Source organism: Natronincola peptidivorans (assembly GCF_900111615.1).
Taxonomy (GTDB): domain Bacteria; phylum Bacillota; class Clostridia; order Peptostreptococcales; family Natronincolaceae; genus Natronincola_A; species Natronincola_A peptidivorans.
In genome coordinates this window covers 92,202-113,469 of sequence record NZ_FOHU01000008.1, presented here as the reverse complement: position 1 = coordinate 113,469, position 21,268 = coordinate 92,202, and the positions used below count along the sequence as shown (strand labels likewise).

Below are 21,268 nucleotides of genomic sequence, written 5' to 3'. Positions count from 1 at the left end.
AGAGTGATGAATAATGAATAATTTATCAAGTAGTTTGAAGGATAGACAAATAATTGCTATCATACTGTTGCTGACGCTGGGCTTATCATTGTGTATGCCAATTTCAGTTCATGCTACTTCCAGTGACATGGTTTTTGCAGCACCATCTTATTATCCTTCTGAAAAAGTGTTGATTATGTTAACCGAGGACGTAAACAATAATGGGAATGAGGACTTGGTGTTAGGTACAGGTCTTCCGGGAAAAGTATTGATAATGCTGGGCAACGAAGATGGAACCTTTCAAAACCCGGATGTATATGATTTTGGCCAATATGCGGCTATAACTGGGCTTGCTATGGCCGACTTCAATGGGGATGGAAAGGTGGATATCATCATTAGCAATCAGAACGGCAAATGGTTGCGCATTTTATATGGAGAGGGGGATGGAACATTTAACATGCCTACTTTTAACTATCCTGTTGGAACTTCACCACAAAAAATTGAAGTGGTAGACTTGAACAACGATGGAAAACTAGATGTCGTTATCAGTCAATACACAACTGATAACGGTGTAGGAATATTAATGGGTAAAGAGGATGAGGGTGACGGAAGGATCCTGGGTAATTTTGTCGAATACCTGCCTGGCCACAGAATCTATCAAACGGTCACCGCCGATTTTAATGGTAATGGTTATTTAGATATTGCAGCTGGTAGTTATACAGACGGAAAAATCTATGTTTTGTTTAATGATGAAAGTGGTGGATTTGAGGTGGGTAGCACTATCGATACTGGTCTTAGTTCTGTGAGTACAATAGCTGCGGCCCATATGAATGCCGATGCTCATATTGATTTGATATGCTCATCATCGAACGTCCTCAAAGTTTTATTGGGACAGGGGGATGGTAATTTTGATGTATCTCATTCAACTTCTGGAGGACGGGATTTGGCAATAGCGGATTTTAATGGCAATAACAAGCTTGATATTGCCATGACTGCAGAGACAAATCAAATTAGAGTCATGGCAGGTAACGGGGATGGAACTTTACAGGCGGCAAAAGTTTTCTACGTACAGGACAGCAGCCAGCCCACCCCCATTGCTTATGGAGATTTTGACGGCGACGGCGCCTATGATTTAGCTTTTGGGGAAGACCTAAGAAATAGGATAGGTATTATGCGCAATACTCGGTTGGACAAGATTTCTAATGTAGTGCTTTCCTCTATCGAACATTTGGCTGGGTCGGCAAAAAGCATCCAACTCACTGTAACCACAAATGGCATAGGGGATGGTACCAATATCCGGGCTGATTTCCTTACCAGTGAAGGAGAACTGATATCACCAAGTATAGAAGCTGTCGGTTCAGTCATCAATAACGAAGCCATACTTCAACTAAACATACCAGATAATCTACCCTATGGAAACTATCTAGTCAGGATTGATTTGGACGGGGGAGCAGAAATATATGAAAGTCCTTACCAAATCTATAGCTATGGAACAATCGCTTGGGAAGAAGATACAATTGAAGTTGATGAAGGCAGTGGTGAACTGATCTTGAGGTTTTCCCGCAGCGGTGGCAGTAAAGGAAACGTCGGGCTGGGGTATACTTTGAACGGGACAGCAGTGCTACTTAGAGATTATGAAAAAGCAGGTTTTTGGGGAGACGGATGGATTTTATCCAGTGGAGATGAAAAAACGATTGAAGCGAAATTCAATATTCTCGATAACGGCATCTACACAGGGGATCAAACCTTTACTATCACCCTCACTATAACGTCTGGGTTGGCTGATGGTTTGCCCGCCACAGCGACGGTTACGATCAAAGAGAAAGACTCAGCTAACGATGCTACCTTAAAAGACCTGACAATTGAAGGAACTACAGTCAACGGGTTTGATTCGGCGATATACAGTTATGATGTACAATTGCCCTATGGAACAATGAATGCACCATCCATAGCGGCTATAGCCAATCATATCGACGCAACCTTAGAAATTACTCAGGCTGTTGGAATTCCAGGAACAGCTAGGGTGAAAGTTACGGCTGAGGATAATACTACGGAATTAAACTATGAAGTTAATTTCAGTGTAACAGAAGTTGAAAGCGTAAGCATAGAAACTCAACCGAAGCTAGAATATACCGAAGGTGAAGCACTGGATCTGAGTGGACTTAAAGTAAAACTTCACTGGAGTAATGGTACAGAGGAAGAAGTAGAGTTTGCTGATTTTATAGCAAAGGGATTAACCGTTGATAAGATAGATGGGACAACATTAGCAACTACTGATAATGGGAGTACAATAACCATCGCCCATACCAGCAGTGGAAAAACAGTAGAGACAAATAACCTTACAGTTCATGCCATACCAACAACTTATACAGTAACCTTTGAAGATTGGGATGGATATAATTTGAAAACTGAAACAGTAGAGGAAGGGAACGGAGCCACACCGCCTGACAATCCTTCAAGACCAGGCTACATCTTTACAGGATGGGATAAGGTTTTTAATAATATAACTTCCCATTTGACAGTAACAGCACAATATATAGAAGATGTACCTACTATAACGGATCAAGAAAAGGTGTCAGTGGATAAAGCTGCCTTAAATATAGGCTTTGCAGCTGGTGATAGTGTAAATTCAGTAACCCAAGATATAAGCCTCACAAGTGTAGGAGCTGTATACGGGTCTGATATCACCTGGAGTTCAGATAACGAAGGCATTATTAAAATAAACGCCACAGGAAACTCAGGTATAACAACACGTCCAACCCTTGGCAGCGGTGACACAGATGTAACGGTGACGGCTTTTGTGTATCATAATGGAGCCAGCGACACAAGAGATTTTAACCTTATAGTTCTACAGCTTCAGCCACCAACTCCACCAAATGTAACCATAAGCATAGGAAAAACCAATGTAACCACCTATGGTGGAAGCAATGGAAGCATAACTGTAACAGCCTATGGTGGAAGTGGTACCTATGAATATAGTAAAGATAATGGATTAACATGGCAGGATTCCAATGTGTTTAAGGGACTAGGCGTAGGGACCTATAGAGTATTAGCAAGAGATTATTCAGATACCAGCAACGAATCAACAGTCAGCACAGTAAACATATCAAGTCCGAATAAACCTAGCGGTGGCAGTTCAGGTGGTGGAGGAAGCTCCAGCAGTCTAAGTATTAACAGAACTAATCCTACTCAAGGAACACTAGACAGGGATTATACTTATAGCTTAAGAGCCTCAGGAGGCAGCGGTGCTTATAGCTTTGAAGTCACCAGCGGGAAATTACCTGAGGGACTCACCATTTCCAAGGATGGGGTCATCAGTGGCACCCCCACCAAGGCAGGTACCTATCAATACACCATCACAGTTACCGATAGAAATGGTAGAATCTCCAGACATAGCTTTACCCAGATTATAGAAGAAGGAGAAATAGAAGAGTCTAAACAAGAAACTATTGAGGGAGAAAGTACACCGAAAAAACAGATAAAACTAACCATAGGAAAACTAGAGACTACGATAGACGAAGCAGCCTATTATCTAGATGCATTCCCCTTTATTGATGGAGAATCCAACAGAACCCTAGTACCACTGCGATTCATCAGCCAAACACTGGGAGCAGAGGTGAAATGGCTACCGGAGACAAGACAGGTGCTGATTACAGAAGAAGATACAGAAATCCTGCTAACCATCGGGTCTAAGGAGGTACTGGTGAATGGTGAAATGATTCTGATGGATACAGAACCAAGGATTATACCTCCCGGCAGGACTTTTGTCCCCCTGCGATTTGTCAGTGAGATACTGGGTGCTACAGTGGAGTATAATCATGAAACAAGGGAGATTAGCATTACTAAGTAAATCCAGATGATGGCCTTGCCAGATAAAGCATTCTTCACGGCGTCTTTAAAAACTGGAGACTGCAAATGTAGCCCTTACTATAGTAAAACTTAGAGGAGCATGTCTATATACATTCTTCAGATGTATTATAGAGAATAGTTTAAGAAAGGCTTTTCTATTGTAGATAAGAGACAGTTTATAATCAAGTGATAGAAGGCTTTAGATAAGCATTTGCAAATAATCAAAGATCCCCTAGGGCAGAACTTAGGGGGTCTTTGTCTTGTGACCTGTAATTCTTAATCACTATTTGTGGCACTTTTCAGCAGTTTTACATCCACCATTGATGATGAATGAAACACCAATAGTCATACAGTGATAGTATTAGAGCTGTTGAGGTATTATCAGAAGGAGTTTAGAATCTTTTATCGAAATGATAAATAGATAATTAAATAAAGCTGGTAGATTATCTTAACAATAGAGCAGCATTTTTATTATTACTGAGGAAGGGTTGTAGGTGTCTTTCCTCAAAAGTGCAATAAAGGTAAAAAGCAAAATGAAAAAATAAATCAGTAATAACAACTCACGAAAACATAATAGGTAAGAATAAAAAAGAATAGGTGGAGTCATAATGGATAAAGTCAACAAAATAAAAATAATTAAGAGTATCTCACTTTTTCTAGCTGTCATTATATTTGGCATCTGTGGATTTATAATCATTGAAGGTTGGAATATAATAGACGCAGCCTATATGACCATAATCACCCTCTCTACAGTTGGATATGGAGAAACCCATCAGTTGACCAATGCTGGAAGGACATTTACAATTTTTTTGATTATCTTTGGTCTGGGGTCGGCAGCTTCAGTATTAAATAGCTTTGCAACAATTTTACTAGAAAACAAACTAAACTATTTTATGGGGAGAAGAGCCATGAATTCACAACTAAAGAAAATGAAAGATCATGTTATACTGAGCGGTTTTGGACAGATAGGAGGTATTATTGCTTTAAAGCTTCAAGAAAAGAATATCCCCTTCGTGGTTATAGATGAAAATGAGGAAGAAATCCAAAAAACTCGTCAGCTTGGGTTTGTATCTGTTCAGGGATCAAGCACTTCTGATGCTACCTTGCTGAATGCAGGGATTAAACGAGCAAAAACAATGGTTATTTGTATTCCTGACATTACCATTAACTTAACGCTTTCTCTTGCAGCTAAAGAATTGAACCCTAATATTGAAGTTATTGCACAGGGCGATGACAGATCCCTTGAACCTAGAATTACAAGAGCGGGTGCAGATGTTGTTGTTTATCCCTTAGCTTTAGGAGGAGAGCAAATATCTGAAATCATTGCTGGTAATTATGGACAAGAGAAGGAAACAGCTCATTGGAATTTTCAACCAATAGATGGGTATTATATAAAAATGTATCGCCATTTTTCAAATGAACCCTTAACCATCCAGGAAATATTAGCTAAGGAAAAAGGGTTAAGAGCAATTGGATACAAGCCTAAATCCTTTGAAATCATCGATAACCCCTCTGTTGATATACAAGTCAATAAAGATGATGGTGTTATCATATTGCTTAATGACAACATTAAGGGTGAGAAAGAAAGGAAAGAAGATGATGTACAAACGAAGCTGGAGTGGTCTGAGGAGTACAGTGTAGGCATTGCCTCTATTGATGAAGAACACTTGAGATTAATTAATCTAATCAATAATGTAAATGAAGCCATTAGAAAGGGTGAATCAAAAACGATTCTAGTAAATACTTTCGATCAATTAATTGATTATTCATTGCAGCACTTTAAGAACGAAGAACAACTGTTGAGAAATAATAACTTTCCTGAATTGGAGACGCATATTCTTGAACACCAGAAGCTGATGAAGACAGTGCTGGATTTGAACAAAGAGAAGAATTATATTTTCCCAGCTAATGTCTCAGAGTTTTTGAATGCTTGGTTAATTGAGCATATATTAAGTAGTGATAGAAAATATAAGGAGTATTTTTCTAAGTAAGCCAAGGGACATTTTGATAGGAATAAATTACAGCCAATGGGGATAATACTAATCCACTACTATTAAAAAATAATAATAAAAGAAAATGGAGGATTACAATGATTACAGCATATATGGCAGGGATTACAGGGTATTATGAGGGGGAGGATATAGAGATTAGATATAGCATCTATGATAAAGAAGAACTGGTCTGCAAAAAAACCGTTTTGAAGGAGTATCAGAAACCAGCCATTGTAAGTCTAATTGCATTAATGACATTGTTTGAGGAATTAGAGAAATATGTGGATCGTGAGATAACTATTATGATTAATGATGCAGCATTAAATGAACAAATAAGAGGAACGTCAACATCAAAAAATAAAGCTGTCCTAAAAACAGCAAGAATAGCGAGAGAAAAAATGAAAGAATTCAAGAACACTGTCATTATCAAAGATGTCAGTAATGATTCAGCAGAGCTAGAGAAGTGGAATAAGATATTACAACCTTAGTCTACATATTTTTAAAAATTCATGGGATTTAGATGGGGTAAATTTTTGATCTGTGAAATTGTTTAGTAATAATATAAAAACTATCTGATATGAAATAAGTAGAAAAATAAAACTAGACAAGGAGCAAAATCAAATCAATCATTTTGCTGCCTTGTCTAGTTTTTTAGAGTAAAGCTTTACTTGCTATAGATACAGGCTTTTAAACAACCACCTATTTTACAATTTGCGAAAACGATAAACCCCATTAACCCTTTTCATTTTTTCAAAAGAAGCACTCTTTAGTGCAGCATTGGGTGACCAAAATGGCACCATGGTCCAGATAGCATAGACACCTCCTGGTTTTAATACTCTGTAGATTTCACAAGAGATATCTGTCATAGAAATCACAGGGGCTGGTACAACACCATAAAGCAATACAAGATCAAATGTGGAATCTTCAAAAGAGGAACTCATTGCATCATCTATTTTGACGACAACATTTTTTAGTCCCAATTCATTAACTTTCTTTTGGGTTTCTTCAACAGCTAGGGAATGAATATCTGTGGAATAAAGTTTACCTTCGCTACCTAGCAGTTTTGACGCATGGGAAGTAAAAAAACCTGATCCACAGCCAATTTCTAGAACAGTTTGACCAGGTTGTATTCCAGAAGCTTTCGCCAGCTTCTCAGGATTATTATATTTTGTTCTTTTGGGGTGATCTAACCACTTTAACATCTTCATAAAGAATTTATTTGCACTTTTCGATTCTTCGTTAAAGATTAATTTTTTAATGCTCATATACTCCTTCTCCCTTCCATAATCTATCAAAGTTACAAGCGTAGCATCTGATGAAAATACTTGCAGACCTTAATAATATAATACAGTTTTTGGGAACTCATTTGATGGCAATATTCCTTTACCTTTAATAGCTTGATTAAATACTTTATTCCATTTAGCTTTGCTAGCCTCATCTGTCTTAAAGTCAAGTGCTGAAAATTCACATGCATGAATACATTCCCCACAATGAATACAAGCTGGATTGCCTTTCAATATGTCTAATCCATCTTCAGCTAGTAAAAGTCTCTGCACAGGGCATTTCTTAATGCATTTTTGGCAACAAACACACTTTTCTTTGTTGAATGAAAGCTGTGGATATATCCTATCTTGAAAAAATTTTTCTCTAAAAATCGTATTTGCTTTTATTTTGCATGTTAGTTTTTGATAGTTAAGCTTAGGCAATATGTCAATTATCTTATCAGCTTGTGAAATATCTAGGCTTATTATTTTATCTGCTAATTCATTCATCAAAGGTTCAATTTCCTTTCCAGGTTTACCTTCATTAATAGTAGTCGATAGAAATCTTGACATTACATGAAAAGAATCAATTTTTAAAGCAAATATGTTTTTTCTTCCGGTTTTATTCAAATGATTACCTGCCTCATATAAGGAAATACCTGAATTAATGGTACCATAGGTTACAAATGGTATTGAGAATTTTCCCCATCCATTTCCTGGAGAAGGAAGTGCATCTATAATGCTTAAGACATTATAGTGAAAGTGGTGGGCATAGACAGGAGCACCGACCATCAATATATCATGGGGCGGTATTACACTTTTTAAATAAGCTTGAATACTACGAGAATTATCAAAAATAGCCTTGCCGGTTGTGTCAATGATTTCAACGGCAACACTTTTTTTCTCCATGCTTTCTTTAATGATCTCTGCCACTTTCTTTGTGTGTCCTCCTGGACTAAAAACTACAATTACAATTTTCATAAAATCTCCTCCCAAACGATAAACGAACTAACGCCCGTTATTAAAATAAAAAATAAAATGGGAAAAACGGATGATAAGTATGTATTCTAAAGAGCTTATATCATCATAGCCTCCTTCCATAGGATTAGCGAGCGATTGGTCTTTATTGAATAAAAAAAATTAAAAAAACTGCTGAATCCCATTAAAATGATATTTAAAATATAATTCTACATTATTCATGGCCCATTCTCTATCCTTATATTCTTTAGCAATTTCAATCAGGGCACCAATAAAATTAGCAGCAACAATTTTCATTAACAAATCTAATTCTTCATTATTATTACTGCTCCTATTACTATTAAGAAAGTGTTCTGAGAGCTTATCTATAAGCTGATCCTTAAAGTTAGCATACTTAGTACCTTCGCTTTTAGTCATAAGAATGATAAATTGCTTCTGGTAATGAGACAGCATTTCTCCAAGAGTAACAGCTAATGTGTGTATTGCAATAGGGTTAAATTTCTCTGTTTCACCATGATCAAAGGTTTTCTCCATAGTTGAGTTTAAGTAATCATACACTGGAGAGGTGATGGTATAGAAAAGCTCCTCTTTACTATTAAAATAGTTATAAAGATTTCCTTTACTGATTTTAGCCTTGGATATGATTTTCCTTGTAGATGTAAGCTGAAATCCAAATGCTAAAAATTCCTCGGTAGCTGCTTCAATTATTCTACTTCTAATTTCATCCTTTAACACTTGCATAAAAGACCACTCGCCCTTTTTTATTTAAATATAGCATATATTTATCTTCGATATCAAGTTTTTTTTGATAATAGGCGTAAATTTGCAGCTGTTGGATTACAAAAAGAAAAGTTATTGTTATTTTTTTACTAGAAAATATTGACAATAATACTATTACACTATAAAATAACACGTGTAATAAAACGCATGTTACTTTAAAAGGAGGAGCTATGCCAAAACAAATCGTTTTTACAAAAGATGATATTATCGAAGCAGCCTTCAAAGTATTTAAAGAGGAGGGTATGGCAGGAGTCTCAGCCAGAAAAATTGCAGCCAAGCTAAAGTGTTCCACTGCACCCGTCTATACTAGCTTTAACAGTATAGATGAGTTGAAAGATATCCTTTTAGAAAAGTCATTGCAGCTGCTTTTGAAATATACCGAGAAGGAGTACACGCAAGACTATTTTTTAAATATTGGCGTAGGTATGCTGGAGTTTGCAAAGGAATACAGGTTCATCTATAGGACTCTTTTCATTGAAAGTAATACATATCAAAACATTCTAGAGGAGTTTACCAGAAAAAATCTAATACAAATGAAGAAAGAAGCAAGCCTTAAAATCCTAGAAGAAGACCTTAAAGAAATACTAGAGAAGCTGACAGTATATACCCATGGTCTGGCATCCTTCATTTGTGCTGACATGCTGGAGGATACATCTCAGGATTACTTTATCAAAGCCCTGGGGAATATTGGAGGGGATATTATAGGAGGAACTGCCCTTAGAAGAGGAAAGCTTCAAGAATATCTAAAGTGCCACAGAAAAAGGGAGGGATTATAGTGAAAAGAATCACCATCATAAATGGGATGTCTGATAACAGTTATTTGACATTGGAGCATGAGTTAGAAGTAATACTAAACAAGAATAAAGCTAATATTGAATTTGAATGCTTTGACCTTAGAAATATGGACATAAATTATTGCTGCGGGTGTTGGAGCTGTTGGGTAAAGACACCAGGGAGATGTATACAGGAGGATGAAATGCCTAGACTGCTTAAGAGTATGATTAACTCCCATCTTACTGTTTTTGTTTCCCCTGTCCATATGGGATTTGTAAGTGCAAATATAAAAAAGGTGAATGACAAGATGATACCTCTTCTTCACCCTTACATCGGAATTTTTAATGGAGAGTGTCACCACATCAAAAGATATGATCAATATCCTAAATTGGGATTGATTCTTGTAGACAGAATATCCTATGGAAAGGATAGCTATGATATGATTACCAGTATCTATCAACGACTGGCAATTAATATGAAGACAGAACTTGCTTTTTCTATTTTATCTGATGGAAATATGGAGGAGGTAGATTATGCAATTAGTCATCTTTAATGGTTCACCAAGAGGAAAGAACAGTAATTCTGAAGTCATCATTCAATGGCTGATTGAAGGATTGCAGCAAGAGGCAGATAACCCTATAGATTTACTCTATCTAAACAAAACTCAGAATCATCAAAGTTATATCAGCAGAATCCAAGCATCCGATACTGCACTGATAGTTTTTCCCTTGTATACTGATTGCATGCCGGGGATTGTCATGGCTTTTTTTGAAGCACTTGAACCCTTAAGAAAATCCTTGTCAGGATTAAAGCTAGGGTTTGTGGTACATTCGGGTTTCCCAGAAGCACATCAATCAAGATTTGTTGAAAAATACCTCCAATGGTTGGCGGAGGAGCTGGATGCAAAATATATGGGGACTGTGATTATGGGCAGTAGTGAAGGAATTCGCTCAATGTCTTCTTCCATGACAAAGAAGAAAAGAAAGCTTTTCAACCAGTTGGGCAATAGTTTACTGCTTGAAAATCAATTTAATGTAGAGATCGTAAAAAAAATTGCAGGTAGAGAAAAGATGAGCAATTTTGCAGCCCAATGTTTTAGTATACTTTCAAAAACTGGTATCACCAATTATTATTGGAACAGTCAATTGAAAAAGAACAAGGTTTATCAGGACCGTTTTGCAAAGCCTTATAGTGAAAGGCATTAAACAAGATAAAAAAATTTACTTTTTTTAAAAATACTCCTTGACATTAACGTAGGGTAAAGGTGTACTCTTAATTTATCAGGAGGTGGAATGATGGAATATACAGTGCAGCAGTTAGCCCAGATAGCAGGTGTCAGTTCACGAACATTAAGGTACTATGATGAAATTGAACTTCTTAAGCCGGCAAGAATCAATTCATCAGGCTATCGTATTTATGGCAAAACAGAAGTGGATAGACTGCAGCAAATACTTTTTTACAGAGAGTTGGGCGTAAGTTTAGAAGGAATCAAGGATATCATAACAGATCCTAACTTTGACGCTTTAGCAGCACTGGCTGAACATCAGAAAAAGCTTCTTGAAAAAAGGATGCAGCTAGATCTTTTGATTAAAAATGTTGAAAGGACAATTGCTTCAAGAGAAAGGAGTATAGTCATGAATGACAAAGAAAAATTTGAAGGCTTTAAGAAAAAGCTAATAGATGACAATGAAAAGAAATATGGTAAAGAGGTTAGAGAAAAATATGGAGAAGAAGCGGTGAATAGGTCAAAGGAAGCCTTCAGAAACCTGTCAAAGGAAGAGTATGAAAAAATGGTGGAGCTTGAAAAACAAATCAAGTCTAAGCTAGCAGAAGCTTATAAAGATGGTAATCCTGCAAGTGACTTAGCTCAAGAAACAGCCAGACTCCATAAGGATTGGATTAGTATGTGCTGGGGCTATTACAATGCGGAGGCTCATAGAAGCTTAGCTGAAATGTATGTGGCAGATGAGAGGTTTGCAGCCTATTATGATGCAGAACAAACAGGTGCAGCAGAGTTTCTAAGGGATGCTATTGTTATTTACACTAAAGGTAAAAAATCATAATAAAGAAATATAGAGGAACTGGGATAAGAACCAGTTCCTCTTATCCTTCTATAGTATCTTGCCCTTCAACATGAACTTCGTTTTTGACATTAAAATGAACAATTTCAGAAGAAGAAACAATAGACAAAAATCTTGACACCACAATAAGATGATTTTGTGTATAATGTATGTATAGAAATAATTGTGGTTTAAATATTTTTTATGAGTTATTCTGTTTACTGAAAACATGAAAAGAAATGGGGGCTTATGATGGCGAAATTTGCACAGCGTATGAAGACAATGGAGAAATCTGCATTAGCTATTCGAAATTTATTTGGTGCGATGAATGATCCTGAAATTATATCTTTTGGTGGGGGCGCTCCTGCAAAAGAAGCTTTGCCTATTGATATTATTCGTGAAATAACAAATGAAGTTATGAGGACGGACAAAAGGGGAGTAGAAGCTCTGCAATACGGAAACGTTATGGGTTTAATGGATCTTAGAGAGGCTATCCTGCATGAGCTGCTGGCACCTAAGGGTGTAAAAGGAAAGGTTGATAATATTTTGATTACTAATGGTGGTTTGGAGCCCATTAACTTGACATGTCAGCTATATGTTGATCCTGGTGATGTGATTTTGGTGGAATCACCTACCTTTGTTCAGGCTGTAGAAATATTTGAGATGTTTCAAGCAAAATGTATTGCTGTAGATATGGATGACAATGGTATGGTTCCTGAGGATTTAGAAGCAAAAATTTTGAAATATAAACCCAAAATGATTTATGTCATCCCTACCTTTCAGAATCCTACCGGCAGGACCCTATCATTAGATAGAAGACAAAAAATCGCTGAACTAGGGAGCAATTACGATATCATTATTTTAGAGGATGATCCATATCGAGATATCCGTTACAGCGGGAAAGATTTGTTGCCTATTAAAGCCTTCGACAAAACTGGACATACCATTATGGCAAATAGCTTCTCTAAGATTTTTTCACCAGGCAGCAGACTTGGTTACGTTTTAGCCAATGATGAAGTGACGGCTAAGCTGTTTGATGCAAAGACAGCAACCAACTCTCACACATCTACATTAGTACAAGTAATCTGCGCAGAATTCTTTAAACGGGGATATTATCCAGCTCATCTTAAAAAAATCTGTGACTTATACCGGGAGAGAAGAGATACTATGATAGAATGCATTGATGAGTTTTTCCCAAAGGAAACCAAAAGAATTTTCCCGGATGGTGGGCTCTTCACATGGGCAGAGTTACCAGGAGGTATTAATACAACTGAATTGCTGATTGAATCCAGTACAAATCCAGAGGTGAAGGTATCCTATGTAGCAGGTGAGAGCTTTTTTGCTGAAGGAGGAGGAAAGGGAAATAACTGTATGAGAATTAGCTTTGGGGGTGTTACTCCAGATAGAATCAGAATTGGCATTGAGAAACTAGGAAATTTACTTTCCTCTAAACTATAAATCTAAACAGACAGAAGGGTTTAATAGAAATAATAAACTTTACTGTCTGTTTTATCATAACTGAGAGAAAGTCTTATATTTATGGTATTATTATAAAAAAAGGTAGGAGGAGAGTTGATTATGGTAGATGTAAGAGGGAGATGGGCATTGATTACGGGTGCAAGTAGGGGGCTAGGCTATGAGACAGCAGTTTTTATGGCAAGGCATGGTTGCAACCTTATTTTACATAGTAGAAAGCTAGAACACACAAAAAAGGTAGAAGAAGAGGTAAAAGCATTAGGTGTTGAGGCTTATTGTGTACAAGCAGAGCTTGCCAATCATCAGGAGGTAGTGGCTATGCTGGATGAAATTGAAGCTATGAGAATTCCTATAGACATTATTTTTAATAATGCTGCGGTACAAATCGCTTATAGAACAGATTATTGGAAAACTCCAATGGAAGATTTTGATTTGAGCTTTCGTATCAACTTTATTGCTGTCGCCACCATTTGTTATCGTTTGATTCCCAAAATGATCCAAAGAGGTTTTGGGCGAGTTATCAATACCACCAGCGGAATCAAGGATGAACCAGAGCAGGCAGGCTATTCAGCCAGTAAAGCAGCCCTTGATAAATTTACAAAGGATTTGGGGACAAAGCTGGAGGGGACTGACGTTATGATCAATTTAACGGATCCAGGCTGGTGTAGAACCGACTTAGGGGGGCCTAATGCACCTAATTCAATAGAAAGTAGTATTCCAGGAATCGTTGTTGGGGCTTTTTTAGATGACAAAAAGAGTGGAAGGCTTCTACCTGCCCAGTGTTTTACAGGTATGTCTTTAGAAGATGCTGTTGTAAAAGGGAGGACTTTTGAAGGATAAATAGATTGATAAGCATAATTAATCGGTAATTCCATATAATATGTAGCACCCAGCTATATAAGTATAGAGTCTAACAACAATTGGGCGTTTTAACAAATATACAAGTTGCTAAGATGGAGATATAGTAATTTCTAAAAAGAGTAGGAGGTAAAGATGTGAAAAAACTAGGTATCTTACTATTGGCTTTAAGTTTCCTTGTAGCATGTCAAGTTGAAGCTCCACAGCCCGAAGCTCCTCCAGCAGATGAGCCTGATGAAGTCACAATCACCATTGAGGATTATTATCCCTTCTTAGAAAACACCTATTTAACCTATGAAGGAATTGGGATGGAGTTTGCAGAGAGGGAAACCTATTTTGATTTTATTCGTAATAGGAGAGCCCAAGTTCGCAATCATTCCACTGGAACAACTGTGGTACAAATACTGGAATATCAGGACGGGACTTTAAAGCTATTGTTCAGCCGAGGAGAAGTCTATAACTTATCAGATTATACCAATGCAAACTTTGCTAAAGAAGGAGAAATCCTTTTAATGGAACCTATAGAGGTAGGCACAAATTGGCAGCTGCCTGATGGGAGAAGAAGGGAAATAACAGGAATCAATGTTGCCATTGAAACCCCCTCTGGCAATTATGAAGCTTTAGAAGTGACAACAGAAGGTAACGAAGAAACCCAGACAAAAACTTATTATGTCGAAGGTTTAGGTATGGTACTTTCTATTTTTCAAACCCAGGAAGATGAAGTAATTACAACACTAGAGAACATTCAAGAGGATACCGATGTTACCTATGTACTTCGTTGTTATTATCCTGATTTTGAAAATGAGCAATTGGTTTATAAAGATTTTGACATCCCTTTTCAAACCAATGATGAAATTAGACCTACCTATATAGAACATCTACAAAGGGCTCCTAATGGGTCTATACTGCCAGTATTTACAGAAAATATTACATTGCAGTCTTTTTCCTATAATCCTGAGGAAGAGTTGGTTGTGGTGGATTTATCAGATAACTTTGTTACTGAAATGAATTTGGGTGCCGGATATGAATCATTAGCTATTCAAAGCATTGTAAATACTGTAGGTTTTAATTTTAGCGTTGAAAAAGTAGTCATTACCCTTGACGGATCACTTTATGAATCTGGTCATTTTCAGCTACAAGAGGGAGAGTATTTCCAAGTACATTACGAAAATGTAGTCCCTCTAGATTAAAGAATTGAAGTTTGAAGGCAACTGGAATTACTATTTTTAAAATAGTAATTCCAGTTTTTTGTTTGTAATTAGAGAATTAACCTAAAAAGAACACAGAAAAGGATGCATAAAAAACTATAACATCCTTCTGTCAGGGAGTGTTTATAAAAATGAGTTGAAGTTATAATGCCGAACTAAAATATAAACATTTACATAAATGTATATGCTATTACAAACTATAACTAATCAATCACTAATAACGTTTGGAATTTGATCAAAATAGTGTATAATAGATATTAGTAAAGACAAGATTTTATATATCGATAAGGGAGTTGAGAAGGATGAAAAGAATTTATATGGGAAAAACAAAGGACGTATATGCACTAGAGGATGGAAACTATCTGCTTAAATTCAAAGATGATGTAACTGGTGAAGACGGTAAATTTGATCCAGGTGCCAATACAGTTGGACTATCTATAGAAGGTGCTGGAATGGCAGGGCTAAAACTAACAAAATATTTTTTTGAAGTGCTTAAAGCAAAAGATATACCTACTCATTACATTGATGCAAGTATTGAAGAAACAAGTATGAAGGTAAGACCAGCTAGTGTATTTGGAAATGGTCTGGAGGTTATTTGTCGATATAGAGCAGTTGGGAGTTTTCTTCGTCGTTATGGCCAATATGCTGTTGAGGGACAACCATTAGAAGCATTTGTGGAAGTGACTCTTAAGGATGATACTCGTCAAGATCCTCCTATTACAGAGGATGCCCTTGATATGTTGGGAATCCTGTCGAGTAAAGAATACAAGGAATTAAAAGAGCTTACGAAAAGAATTGGAAACATAGTGAAGGAAGAATTAGCTGCAAAAGAAATAGAACTGTATGATATAAAATTTGAGTTTGGTAGAGGAAAAGAGACTGGAGAAATTATTCTAATCGATGAAATCTCAGGTGGAAATATGCGTGCCTATAAGGATGGAAGATATATAGAGCCTTTAGAGCTGCAAAGACTGGTATTGGGAGAATAATTTCCAGGTATCTCAGTTTAAAAATTTCAAAATAGAGAAAGAATGGATAGATTATTGGCTATTTAAGCCTCTATATCCATTCTTTTTTTATTGAGAGTAGAGCTTGCAAATTATTCTCATGCAGCTAGCCTTTTAATACAATTATTTCAGTGAGAAAAATATAGTGAAAACATGGAACTATCTAGGAAAATCAAGTTGGGTTTTTCTAAATAGTGTCATGGTCTCATTATAATAAATATTTCCAATAAATAGAATTAATTGAAGGAATTTACGTTCTCATGTCGAATTATATCAAATATATTCATATTGCTATAGCTATAAAAAAAGAAGCACTACTTTATTTGCAATAAGTAAGTATTATAGTAGTTAAATCTAAATGAAGGAGGGTGTTTTTATGAATTCCTCAAACTCCAATACAAAAATATCTATTACAAATCATTTATTGGTGTCATTCTATGGAATCACTTTATTTTCAAATGTAATAATATTTTTCTTAGCAGATATGGATAAACGGTTAAGAATGACTTCAGGTGTTGCTATGCTTTCTTTAATTCTGACGGTTATTTTTGTTAAGAAATTATTACAGAATAGTCCGTCATCGTCCCAGCTAAATGATAAAAAGAATGGTGGTACTAGTATAGGTGAGTTAGCAGCTTCTTCGGATAATTCCAATCATCAATCATTAAATCTCTTAGAGGAAAATAGTAATGAAGTATTCACCCGTTATTCAAATAATATTCAACAGATCAATGACCTTAGTCTGCAGTTAAAGTCACTGATGGATAAAAAAGCAGAAACTATTCAAAACACAACAGATTATATGCAGGATATGACTCAGAGAATTAATAATCAGTTCTTAGAAATAGACAGCATAAATGGAACTGCTACTGAAATGTCGGAAGACATAAACAAAGTAATGGAGAGTCAACATATGGTTGCTAAACTTGCATCAGATACTCTTGAGTCTGCTCAGCATGGAAATACTATGATTGAAAACAGTGTAAATGAAATTAAATTCATTTTAAACAAAATAGCTGATACGGATGTAATTATTTTAAACTTGAATGAAAAAATACTGGAAATTAATAACATAACTAAATCAATAGATAGTATTGCAGGTCAAACAAATTTACTAGCTTTAAATGCAGCAATTGAAGCTGCAAGAGCAGGGGAGTCTGGGCGTGGATTTGCAGTGGTTGCTGACGAAGTAGGAAAACTTGCAATTGAATCCAAGAAGGCTACAGAGGAGATATCTTCTTTAATTAAAGAAATTCAAAACAACTCTCAGGAAGCAGTTAATTCTATGGGGCATAGCAAAGAGTTGATTGAAAAAAGCATTGACAGCATCCAAAACACTAGAGATACTTTTAACACAATTGTAGAGGATAACCAAAAAGTAAAAACACAACTAAATGATAGTAATGATCTAGTCCAAAAAGCCTGTATTTCTAGTGAAAAAGTAAGTGAAACTGGATACTCCCTTGTTATGATTGCAGATGAAACTCTTTCAAGTACCCATAAGGTTTCTAAATTAATTAAACAACAAAATGCTGATGATAAAGATATGAGTGACCTAACAGCTAACCTCATAAGCTCATCAGAAGAATTAAAAATGATATTGAACACGCTTTAGTTGACCTAACAATCAGCTTAAAAAATAAGAAATGAGGAGGTAGAAAGAATGGATAATAAAGCGAAGTATGTTATTTCAGTTGTTCCAGGTAGAAAGGTTGTCAAATCTGTTGCTAATGGCAGTTTTACTAAAACGGATGTACTAAACAATATTAAGGATGTAGTTAGTAAAGGGAAAACTTTTAACGGCAAGTGGGCTTTTATGCCAGATATTACAAAGATGGCCCCTGTTCTTGATCCTGAGGTATCTGAAGTACTGTCTAAGTTTCATGAGGAGGTTGAAAAGGCAGGGGGCGTTGCAATTGCATTTATTGTAGAAAAAGCTGTTGCTATTAAAGCTCAGGCTCAGCGTCATCAAAATGAGGCTAATGTAAATGAATTGGTTACTAACCACTTTAGTTCTGAAGAACAAGCTCTAGAATGGATAAAAACCTTAAACATATAATTTCCTTTGATTTTATTCCTATCTTTAATGAAGGAATATAGTAATAGTTGAAACTGTTTTTAATACTCATGAATACTGAAGAGTAGAGGAAGAACACAAGAGGAATCTTTTAAAAGAAAAGATTCCTCTCTTTTTGATATCATTTAAAGCTATTTAAATCACCTTATAACATCATTCTATATATGATATTATTATGTAGAATAGGAGGAGAAATATATATGAAATGCAGATTAGGATGTGCAGCCTGTTGTATTGCACCGTCGATATCCTCTCCCATACCGGGCATGCCCAATGGTAAGCCGGCAGGAGTTAGGTGTATCCAGTTAACAAATGATAATAAATGTAAGCTGTTTGGGAAACAAGAAAGACCAGCTGTATGTATTAACTTAAAGCCTTCTGAAGAAATGTGTGGGAAAACTGCAAAAGAGGCTTATCAATATCTAGAAGAGCTTGAAAGAGATACAATTACTACTGCTAAGCTGTTCTGTTAGTTGATAACAGGATTCTTATATTTAAAGAGTTTAACTAGCACAACAGCTTATTTTGCATAGGCCTTTAGCACTAGACAAGTACAAGAGAATACTGTAAAATATAACCACAAAGTGTAATATTTTTCACAGCTTCTTTTTTATGATTGATATTTATTATCATAGAATTCTTTTGAGAGCTTTAATACTAGTATGGAGGACTATTAATAATGGGTGTATTTATGGCAGAATTAGAAAAGGATCAGCGAAAACTGTCCATCATAAGCTTTTCACTTGTATCTGGGTGGTTATTGTCTGTTCCTTTTGAGGGGCAAGTTCTTTACAACCTTATGGAAAATACAGATAGAGTAGGGATCCATCATAATACCATAGCTATTTTGGCACATTTTATTGGATTAATCACCAGTTGGTATTTTATTAAAAAGCAAGTTACTGCCAAAATGGCAATGATTACATCTACTGTTGTATGTATATTAGGAAGTCTTATTTTCTTTCTGCCTTTGTCTATACTGTGGTATATCTCTATTACTGCCATATCTTTTTTTGCGGGTATCTTTGTGGCCAGCTGGGGGTTCTACTTTAAAGCCTATTCAAAAAAAGAACAAAGATTTAAAACAGCAGCAGATGTTTTGATCTACTCAAATGTATTGATGATTTTTATCAATGGCATTGCTGTAAATGTTTCAGCATTCTGGGGATTAACGATAGCCATCATGGCTTTGGCAGTAGGATTATTCTTAACCTTTAGACTTGAGGCTTACTCAGAAGATAGACTCTTTCATAAAGCACATTTAGAAAAAACACCTCAAAGGATACCCAACAGCACAAGACCATTAGCAACCCTATGTTTATTTATATTAGTTATCACCATAACTTCGGGGCTAATGTATCAGGTAGTTATACCAGCCTTTGCCCATCACCAATTATTGACCAGTTATTATTGGGCAGTACCCTATATCATCATACTATTCCTTCTTAAGCATTTTAAAAATCAAATAAATCAAGCTTATATTTTATACATTGCCCTCACTATGATAGGACTATCCTATATATCCTTTATGGTGTTAGATAAGTCTGTTTTAAGCTATCTTATTATCAATACCTTAATGATGTCGGCCTTAGGGGTATTTGACCTATTTTGGTGGAGCATTTTGGGAGAATTTTTTGACTATAGTGAAAATCCGGCAAAGGTACTGGGAATAGGACTATCCATGAATGTATTAGGTATTAGCATTGGAGGTTTTATCGGAAGCAATTTGGTTTACATAGAAAAAGGATATTTTACAGCCTCTCTTATTGCTTTAATTATTATTTTTGCTATTATGACCCTCCTGCCTATACTGCATATGCAGCTTACAAAGCTCCTTAAAGGACATGAATTCCTCTTTCAGTTTGTAAATATGGAGGATAACCAGCAAGAAATAGCCATGACAGACTTCAAGATAAAAAAACAGCTAACAGATCGAGAAATAGAAATTGTAGATTTTCTACTTAAGGGTTACACCTATAAAGGTATAGCAGAAAATCTTTACATAAGTGAAAATACCATGAAATATCATGTGAAAAATATCTATCAAAAATTAAATATCAATAGCAAGATGGAATTAATCAAAATCTTTTCAGAGGAAGAAGAGAAACCAGTCTAAATGCCCAGGTATGAAGCCTTGGGCTTTTTACTTTTTTGAAAAATACCTACCTACCCTTTTTGTGTGGGGTCGTTTTTTGTCAAAAACCACCCCTTTTGTGTGATTTTTGATAGAGGAAATAAAGCTATAATGATATGACATCACAAGATAATTCATGCAAAGAGGGGGTGAAAATCATGAGAGACTTATGAGTAGCTGATTTAATCAAATACAGAGTTTTTCAACTAGGTACCCCAAGCCATAAGTAAGGTGGTTAGACTATGTACCAGACAATGATTGGAGGAATTTTTATCAGCATTATTATCATAGCCAGCTGGACTCTATACTTTTATAACAATATCATTAACAAAAAAACTGAGGTAGAGAACAGTTGGAGAATTATTTATCTACAATTAATCTATTTACAGCTAAAAATTAGAACTGATTTAATGCTGAAGTATGTAAAAACAATTTCTAGCTATGATATGCAAGAAAAAGAATTGCTTAGTCAAATCATGGAGGCAGAACATGATTTTATCAATGCGACAACAACCGAGGAAGTGATGAAATCCTCCCTAGAAATCAGTTGTGGATTAGAAAGGCTTTTGCAAAACAGCGGAAACCATGAAGAATGTAGTATTAAGAAGGATTTTACTCAACTACAAAATCAATTGAAGGAGCTAAATCAAAAAGTTAAGAGCTACTACAAACTATATGATGATAAAGTGATGAGTTATAACAAGTATTTATCAACTTTTCCCAGCAATATTACTAGCAGGATACTAGGAATTAAACCGATGCCATGTTTTTTAGGGGAGACTCCAGACTTACATAAAAAATCATACTGTAGGATTGAAATATAGGATAGGGAGGA

The 21,268-nt window shown here is 35.9% G+C and carries 19 protein-coding genes; 16 read left to right on the top strand and 3 right to left on the bottom strand.

What is annotated here, in order from left to right; all coding sequences use genetic code 11:
- Nucleotides 1-13: 13 nt before the first annotated feature.
- The 3 genes from BMX10_RS10310 (at nt 14) to BMX10_RS10300 (ending at nt 6,307) form a co-directional block, all read left to right on the top strand.
- On the top strand, nt 14-3,829 hold the full coding sequence (locus BMX10_RS10310; RefSeq protein ID WP_090443456.1) for an FG-GAP-like repeat-containing protein: 3,816 nt from the start codon (nt 14-16) through the stop codon (nt 3,827-3,829).
- A gap of 607 nt (nt 3,830-4,436) precedes the next feature.
- The gene (locus BMX10_RS10305; RefSeq protein ID WP_090443453.1) at nt 4,437-5,819 is read left to right on the top strand and encodes a bacteriohemerythrin; all 1,383 of its coding nucleotides are present in this window, start codon (nt 4,437-4,439) and stop codon (nt 5,817-5,819) included.
- 98 nt (nt 5,820-5,917) lie between these two features.
- On the top strand, nt 5,918-6,307 hold the full coding sequence (locus BMX10_RS10300; protein WP_090443450.1) for a hypothetical protein: 390 nt from the start codon (nt 5,918-5,920) through the stop codon (nt 6,305-6,307).
- Nucleotides 6,308-6,523: 216 nt separating this feature from the next.
- Here the strand turns inward: BMX10_RS10300 and BMX10_RS10295 are convergent, their stop codons facing one another.
- From BMX10_RS10295 to BMX10_RS10285, 3 genes are all read right to left on the bottom strand, one after another.
- Nucleotides 6,524-7,084: a class I SAM-dependent methyltransferase gene (locus BMX10_RS10295; RefSeq protein WP_090443447.1), complete on the bottom strand. Its 561-nt coding sequence runs from the start codon at nt 7,082-7,084 to the stop codon at nt 6,524-6,526.
- Nucleotides 7,085-7,153: 69 nt separating this feature from the next.
- The gene (locus tag BMX10_RS10290) at nt 7,154-8,062 is read right to left on the bottom strand and encodes a 4Fe-4S dicluster domain-containing protein (protein WP_090443444.1); all 909 of its coding nucleotides are present in this window, start codon (nt 8,060-8,062) and stop codon (nt 7,154-7,156) included.
- Nucleotides 8,063-8,221: 159 nt separating this feature from the next.
- Complete coding sequence (locus BMX10_RS10285) at nt 8,222-8,800, bottom strand: TetR/AcrR family transcriptional regulator (protein ID WP_090443441.1); 579 nt, start codon at nt 8,798-8,800, stop codon at nt 8,222-8,224.
- 209 nt (nt 8,801-9,009) lie between these two features.
- On the opposite strand from BMX10_RS10285, the gene BMX10_RS10280 reads away from it, so the two are divergent.
- The 13 genes from BMX10_RS10280 to BMX10_RS10220 all read left to right on the top strand — a co-directional run bounded on the left by BMX10_RS10280 (nt 9,010) and on the right by BMX10_RS10220 (nt 21,257).
- Nucleotides 9,010-9,615, top strand: coding sequence for a TetR/AcrR family transcriptional regulator (locus BMX10_RS10280; protein ID WP_090443438.1), 606 nt, complete (start codon nt 9,010-9,012; stop codon nt 9,613-9,615).
- Nucleotides 9,615-10,166 carry a flavodoxin family protein gene (locus tag BMX10_RS10275; RefSeq protein WP_090443434.1) on the top strand — a complete coding sequence of 184 codons (552 nt, stop codon included), beginning with the start codon at nt 9,615-9,617 and terminating at the stop codon, nt 10,164-10,166. The genes BMX10_RS10280 and BMX10_RS10275 overlap by 1 nt, the downstream gene beginning before the upstream one ends.
- Complete coding sequence (locus BMX10_RS10270) at nt 10,147-10,818, top strand: NAD(P)H-dependent oxidoreductase (protein WP_090443431.1); 672 nt, start codon at nt 10,147-10,149, stop codon at nt 10,816-10,818. Before BMX10_RS10275 ends, BMX10_RS10270 begins: the two co-directional genes overlap by 20 nt.
- 90 nt (nt 10,819-10,908) lie before the next feature.
- Complete coding sequence (locus tag BMX10_RS10265; RefSeq protein ID WP_090443428.1) at nt 10,909-11,676, top strand: MerR family transcriptional regulator; 768 nt, start codon at nt 10,909-10,911, stop codon at nt 11,674-11,676.
- 249 nt (nt 11,677-11,925) lie between these two features.
- Nucleotides 11,926-13,131: an aminotransferase-like domain-containing protein gene (locus tag BMX10_RS10260; protein WP_090443425.1), complete on the top strand. Its 1,206-nt coding sequence runs from the start codon at nt 11,926-11,928 to the stop codon at nt 13,129-13,131.
- Between the two features lie 120 nt (nt 13,132-13,251).
- A complete protein-coding gene (locus tag BMX10_RS10255; protein WP_090443422.1) occupies nt 13,252-13,989 on the top strand; it encodes an SDR family NAD(P)-dependent oxidoreductase in 738 nt (245 codons plus the stop codon).
- 155 nt (nt 13,990-14,144) lie between these two features.
- Nucleotides 14,145-15,197: a GerMN domain-containing protein gene (locus tag BMX10_RS10250; RefSeq protein WP_090443420.1), complete on the top strand. Its 1,053-nt coding sequence runs from the start codon at nt 14,145-14,147 to the stop codon at nt 15,195-15,197.
- Nucleotides 15,198-15,517: 320 nt separating this feature from the next.
- Nucleotides 15,518-16,204 (top strand): phosphoribosylaminoimidazolesuccinocarboxamide synthase, encoded by a 687-nt coding sequence (locus BMX10_RS10245; RefSeq protein WP_090443417.1) that lies wholly within the window; start codon nt 15,518-15,520, stop codon nt 16,202-16,204.
- Between the two features lie 394 nt (nt 16,205-16,598).
- Nucleotides 16,599-17,837: a methyl-accepting chemotaxis protein gene (locus BMX10_RS10240; RefSeq protein ID WP_170834771.1), complete on the top strand. Its 1,239-nt coding sequence runs from the start codon at nt 16,599-16,601 to the stop codon at nt 17,835-17,837.
- Nucleotides 17,838-17,885: 48 nt separating this feature from the next.
- Complete coding sequence (locus BMX10_RS10235; protein ID WP_090443411.1) at nt 17,886-18,281, top strand: hypothetical protein; 396 nt, start codon at nt 17,886-17,888, stop codon at nt 18,279-18,281.
- Between the two features lie 218 nt (nt 18,282-18,499).
- Nucleotides 18,500-18,772, top strand: coding sequence for a YkgJ family cysteine cluster protein (locus BMX10_RS10230; RefSeq protein ID WP_090443408.1), 273 nt, complete (start codon nt 18,500-18,502; stop codon nt 18,770-18,772).
- A 206-nt stretch (nt 18,773-18,978) separates the two neighbouring features.
- A complete protein-coding gene (locus BMX10_RS10225; RefSeq protein WP_090443403.1) occupies nt 18,979-20,415 on the top strand; it encodes a helix-turn-helix domain-containing protein in 1,437 nt (478 codons plus the stop codon).
- 260 nt (nt 20,416-20,675) lie between these two features.
- Entirely contained in the window at nt 20,676-21,257 is a 582-nt protein-coding gene (locus BMX10_RS10220; protein ID WP_090443400.1) for a LemA family protein, read from the top strand.
- The last annotated feature ends 11 nt before the right edge of the window (nt 21,258-21,268 follow it).

Excerpts from the sequence above, each read along its gene's own strand:
- BMX10_RS10235 (WP_090443411.1), top strand. The coding sequence starts at position 17,886 with ATGGATAATAAAGCGAAGTATGTTATTTCAGTTGTTCCAGGTAGAAAG.
- BMX10_RS10240 (WP_170834771.1), top strand. The coding sequence starts at position 16,599 with ATGAATTCCTCAAACTCCAATACAAAAATATCTATTACAAATCATTTA.
- BMX10_RS10255 (WP_090443422.1), top strand. The coding sequence starts at position 13,252 with ATGGTAGATGTAAGAGGGAGATGGGCATTGATTACGGGTGCAAGTAGG.
- BMX10_RS10305 (WP_090443453.1), top strand. The coding sequence starts at position 4,437 with ATGGATAAAGTCAACAAAATAAAAATAATTAAGAGTATCTCACTTTTT.
- BMX10_RS10265 (WP_090443428.1), top strand. The coding sequence starts at position 10,909 with ATGGAATATACAGTGCAGCAGTTAGCCCAGATAGCAGGTGTCAGTTCA.
- BMX10_RS10270 (WP_090443431.1), top strand. The coding sequence starts at position 10,147 with ATGCAATTAGTCATCTTTAATGGTTCACCAAGAGGAAAGAACAGTAAT.
- BMX10_RS10295 (WP_090443447.1), bottom strand. The coding sequence starts at position 7,084 with ATGAGCATTAAAAAATTAATCTTTAACGAAGAATCGAAAAGTGCAAAT.
- BMX10_RS10300 (WP_090443450.1), top strand. The coding sequence starts at position 5,918 with ATGATTACAGCATATATGGCAGGGATTACAGGGTATTATGAGGGGGAG.
- BMX10_RS10230 (WP_090443408.1), top strand. The coding sequence starts at position 18,500 with ATGAAATGCAGATTAGGATGTGCAGCCTGTTGTATTGCACCGTCGATA.
- BMX10_RS10310 (WP_090443456.1), top strand. The coding sequence starts at position 14 with ATGAATAATTTATCAAGTAGTTTGAAGGATAGACAAATAATTGCTATC.
- BMX10_RS10280 (WP_090443438.1), top strand. The coding sequence starts at position 9,010 with ATGCCAAAACAAATCGTTTTTACAAAAGATGATATTATCGAAGCAGCC.
- BMX10_RS10220 (WP_090443400.1), top strand. The coding sequence starts at position 20,676 with ATGTACCAGACAATGATTGGAGGAATTTTTATCAGCATTATTATCATA.
- BMX10_RS10290 (WP_090443444.1), bottom strand. The coding sequence starts at position 8,062 with ATGAAAATTGTAATTGTAGTTTTTAGTCCAGGAGGACACACAAAGAAA.
- BMX10_RS10245 (WP_090443417.1), top strand. The coding sequence starts at position 15,518 with ATGAAAAGAATTTATATGGGAAAAACAAAGGACGTATATGCACTAGAG.
- BMX10_RS10260 (WP_090443425.1), top strand. The coding sequence starts at position 11,926 with ATGGCGAAATTTGCACAGCGTATGAAGACAATGGAGAAATCTGCATTA.
- BMX10_RS10285 (WP_090443441.1), bottom strand. The coding sequence starts at position 8,800 with ATGCAAGTGTTAAAGGATGAAATTAGAAGTAGAATAATTGAAGCAGCT.
- BMX10_RS10225 (WP_090443403.1), top strand. The coding sequence starts at position 18,979 with ATGGGTGTATTTATGGCAGAATTAGAAAAGGATCAGCGAAAACTGTCC.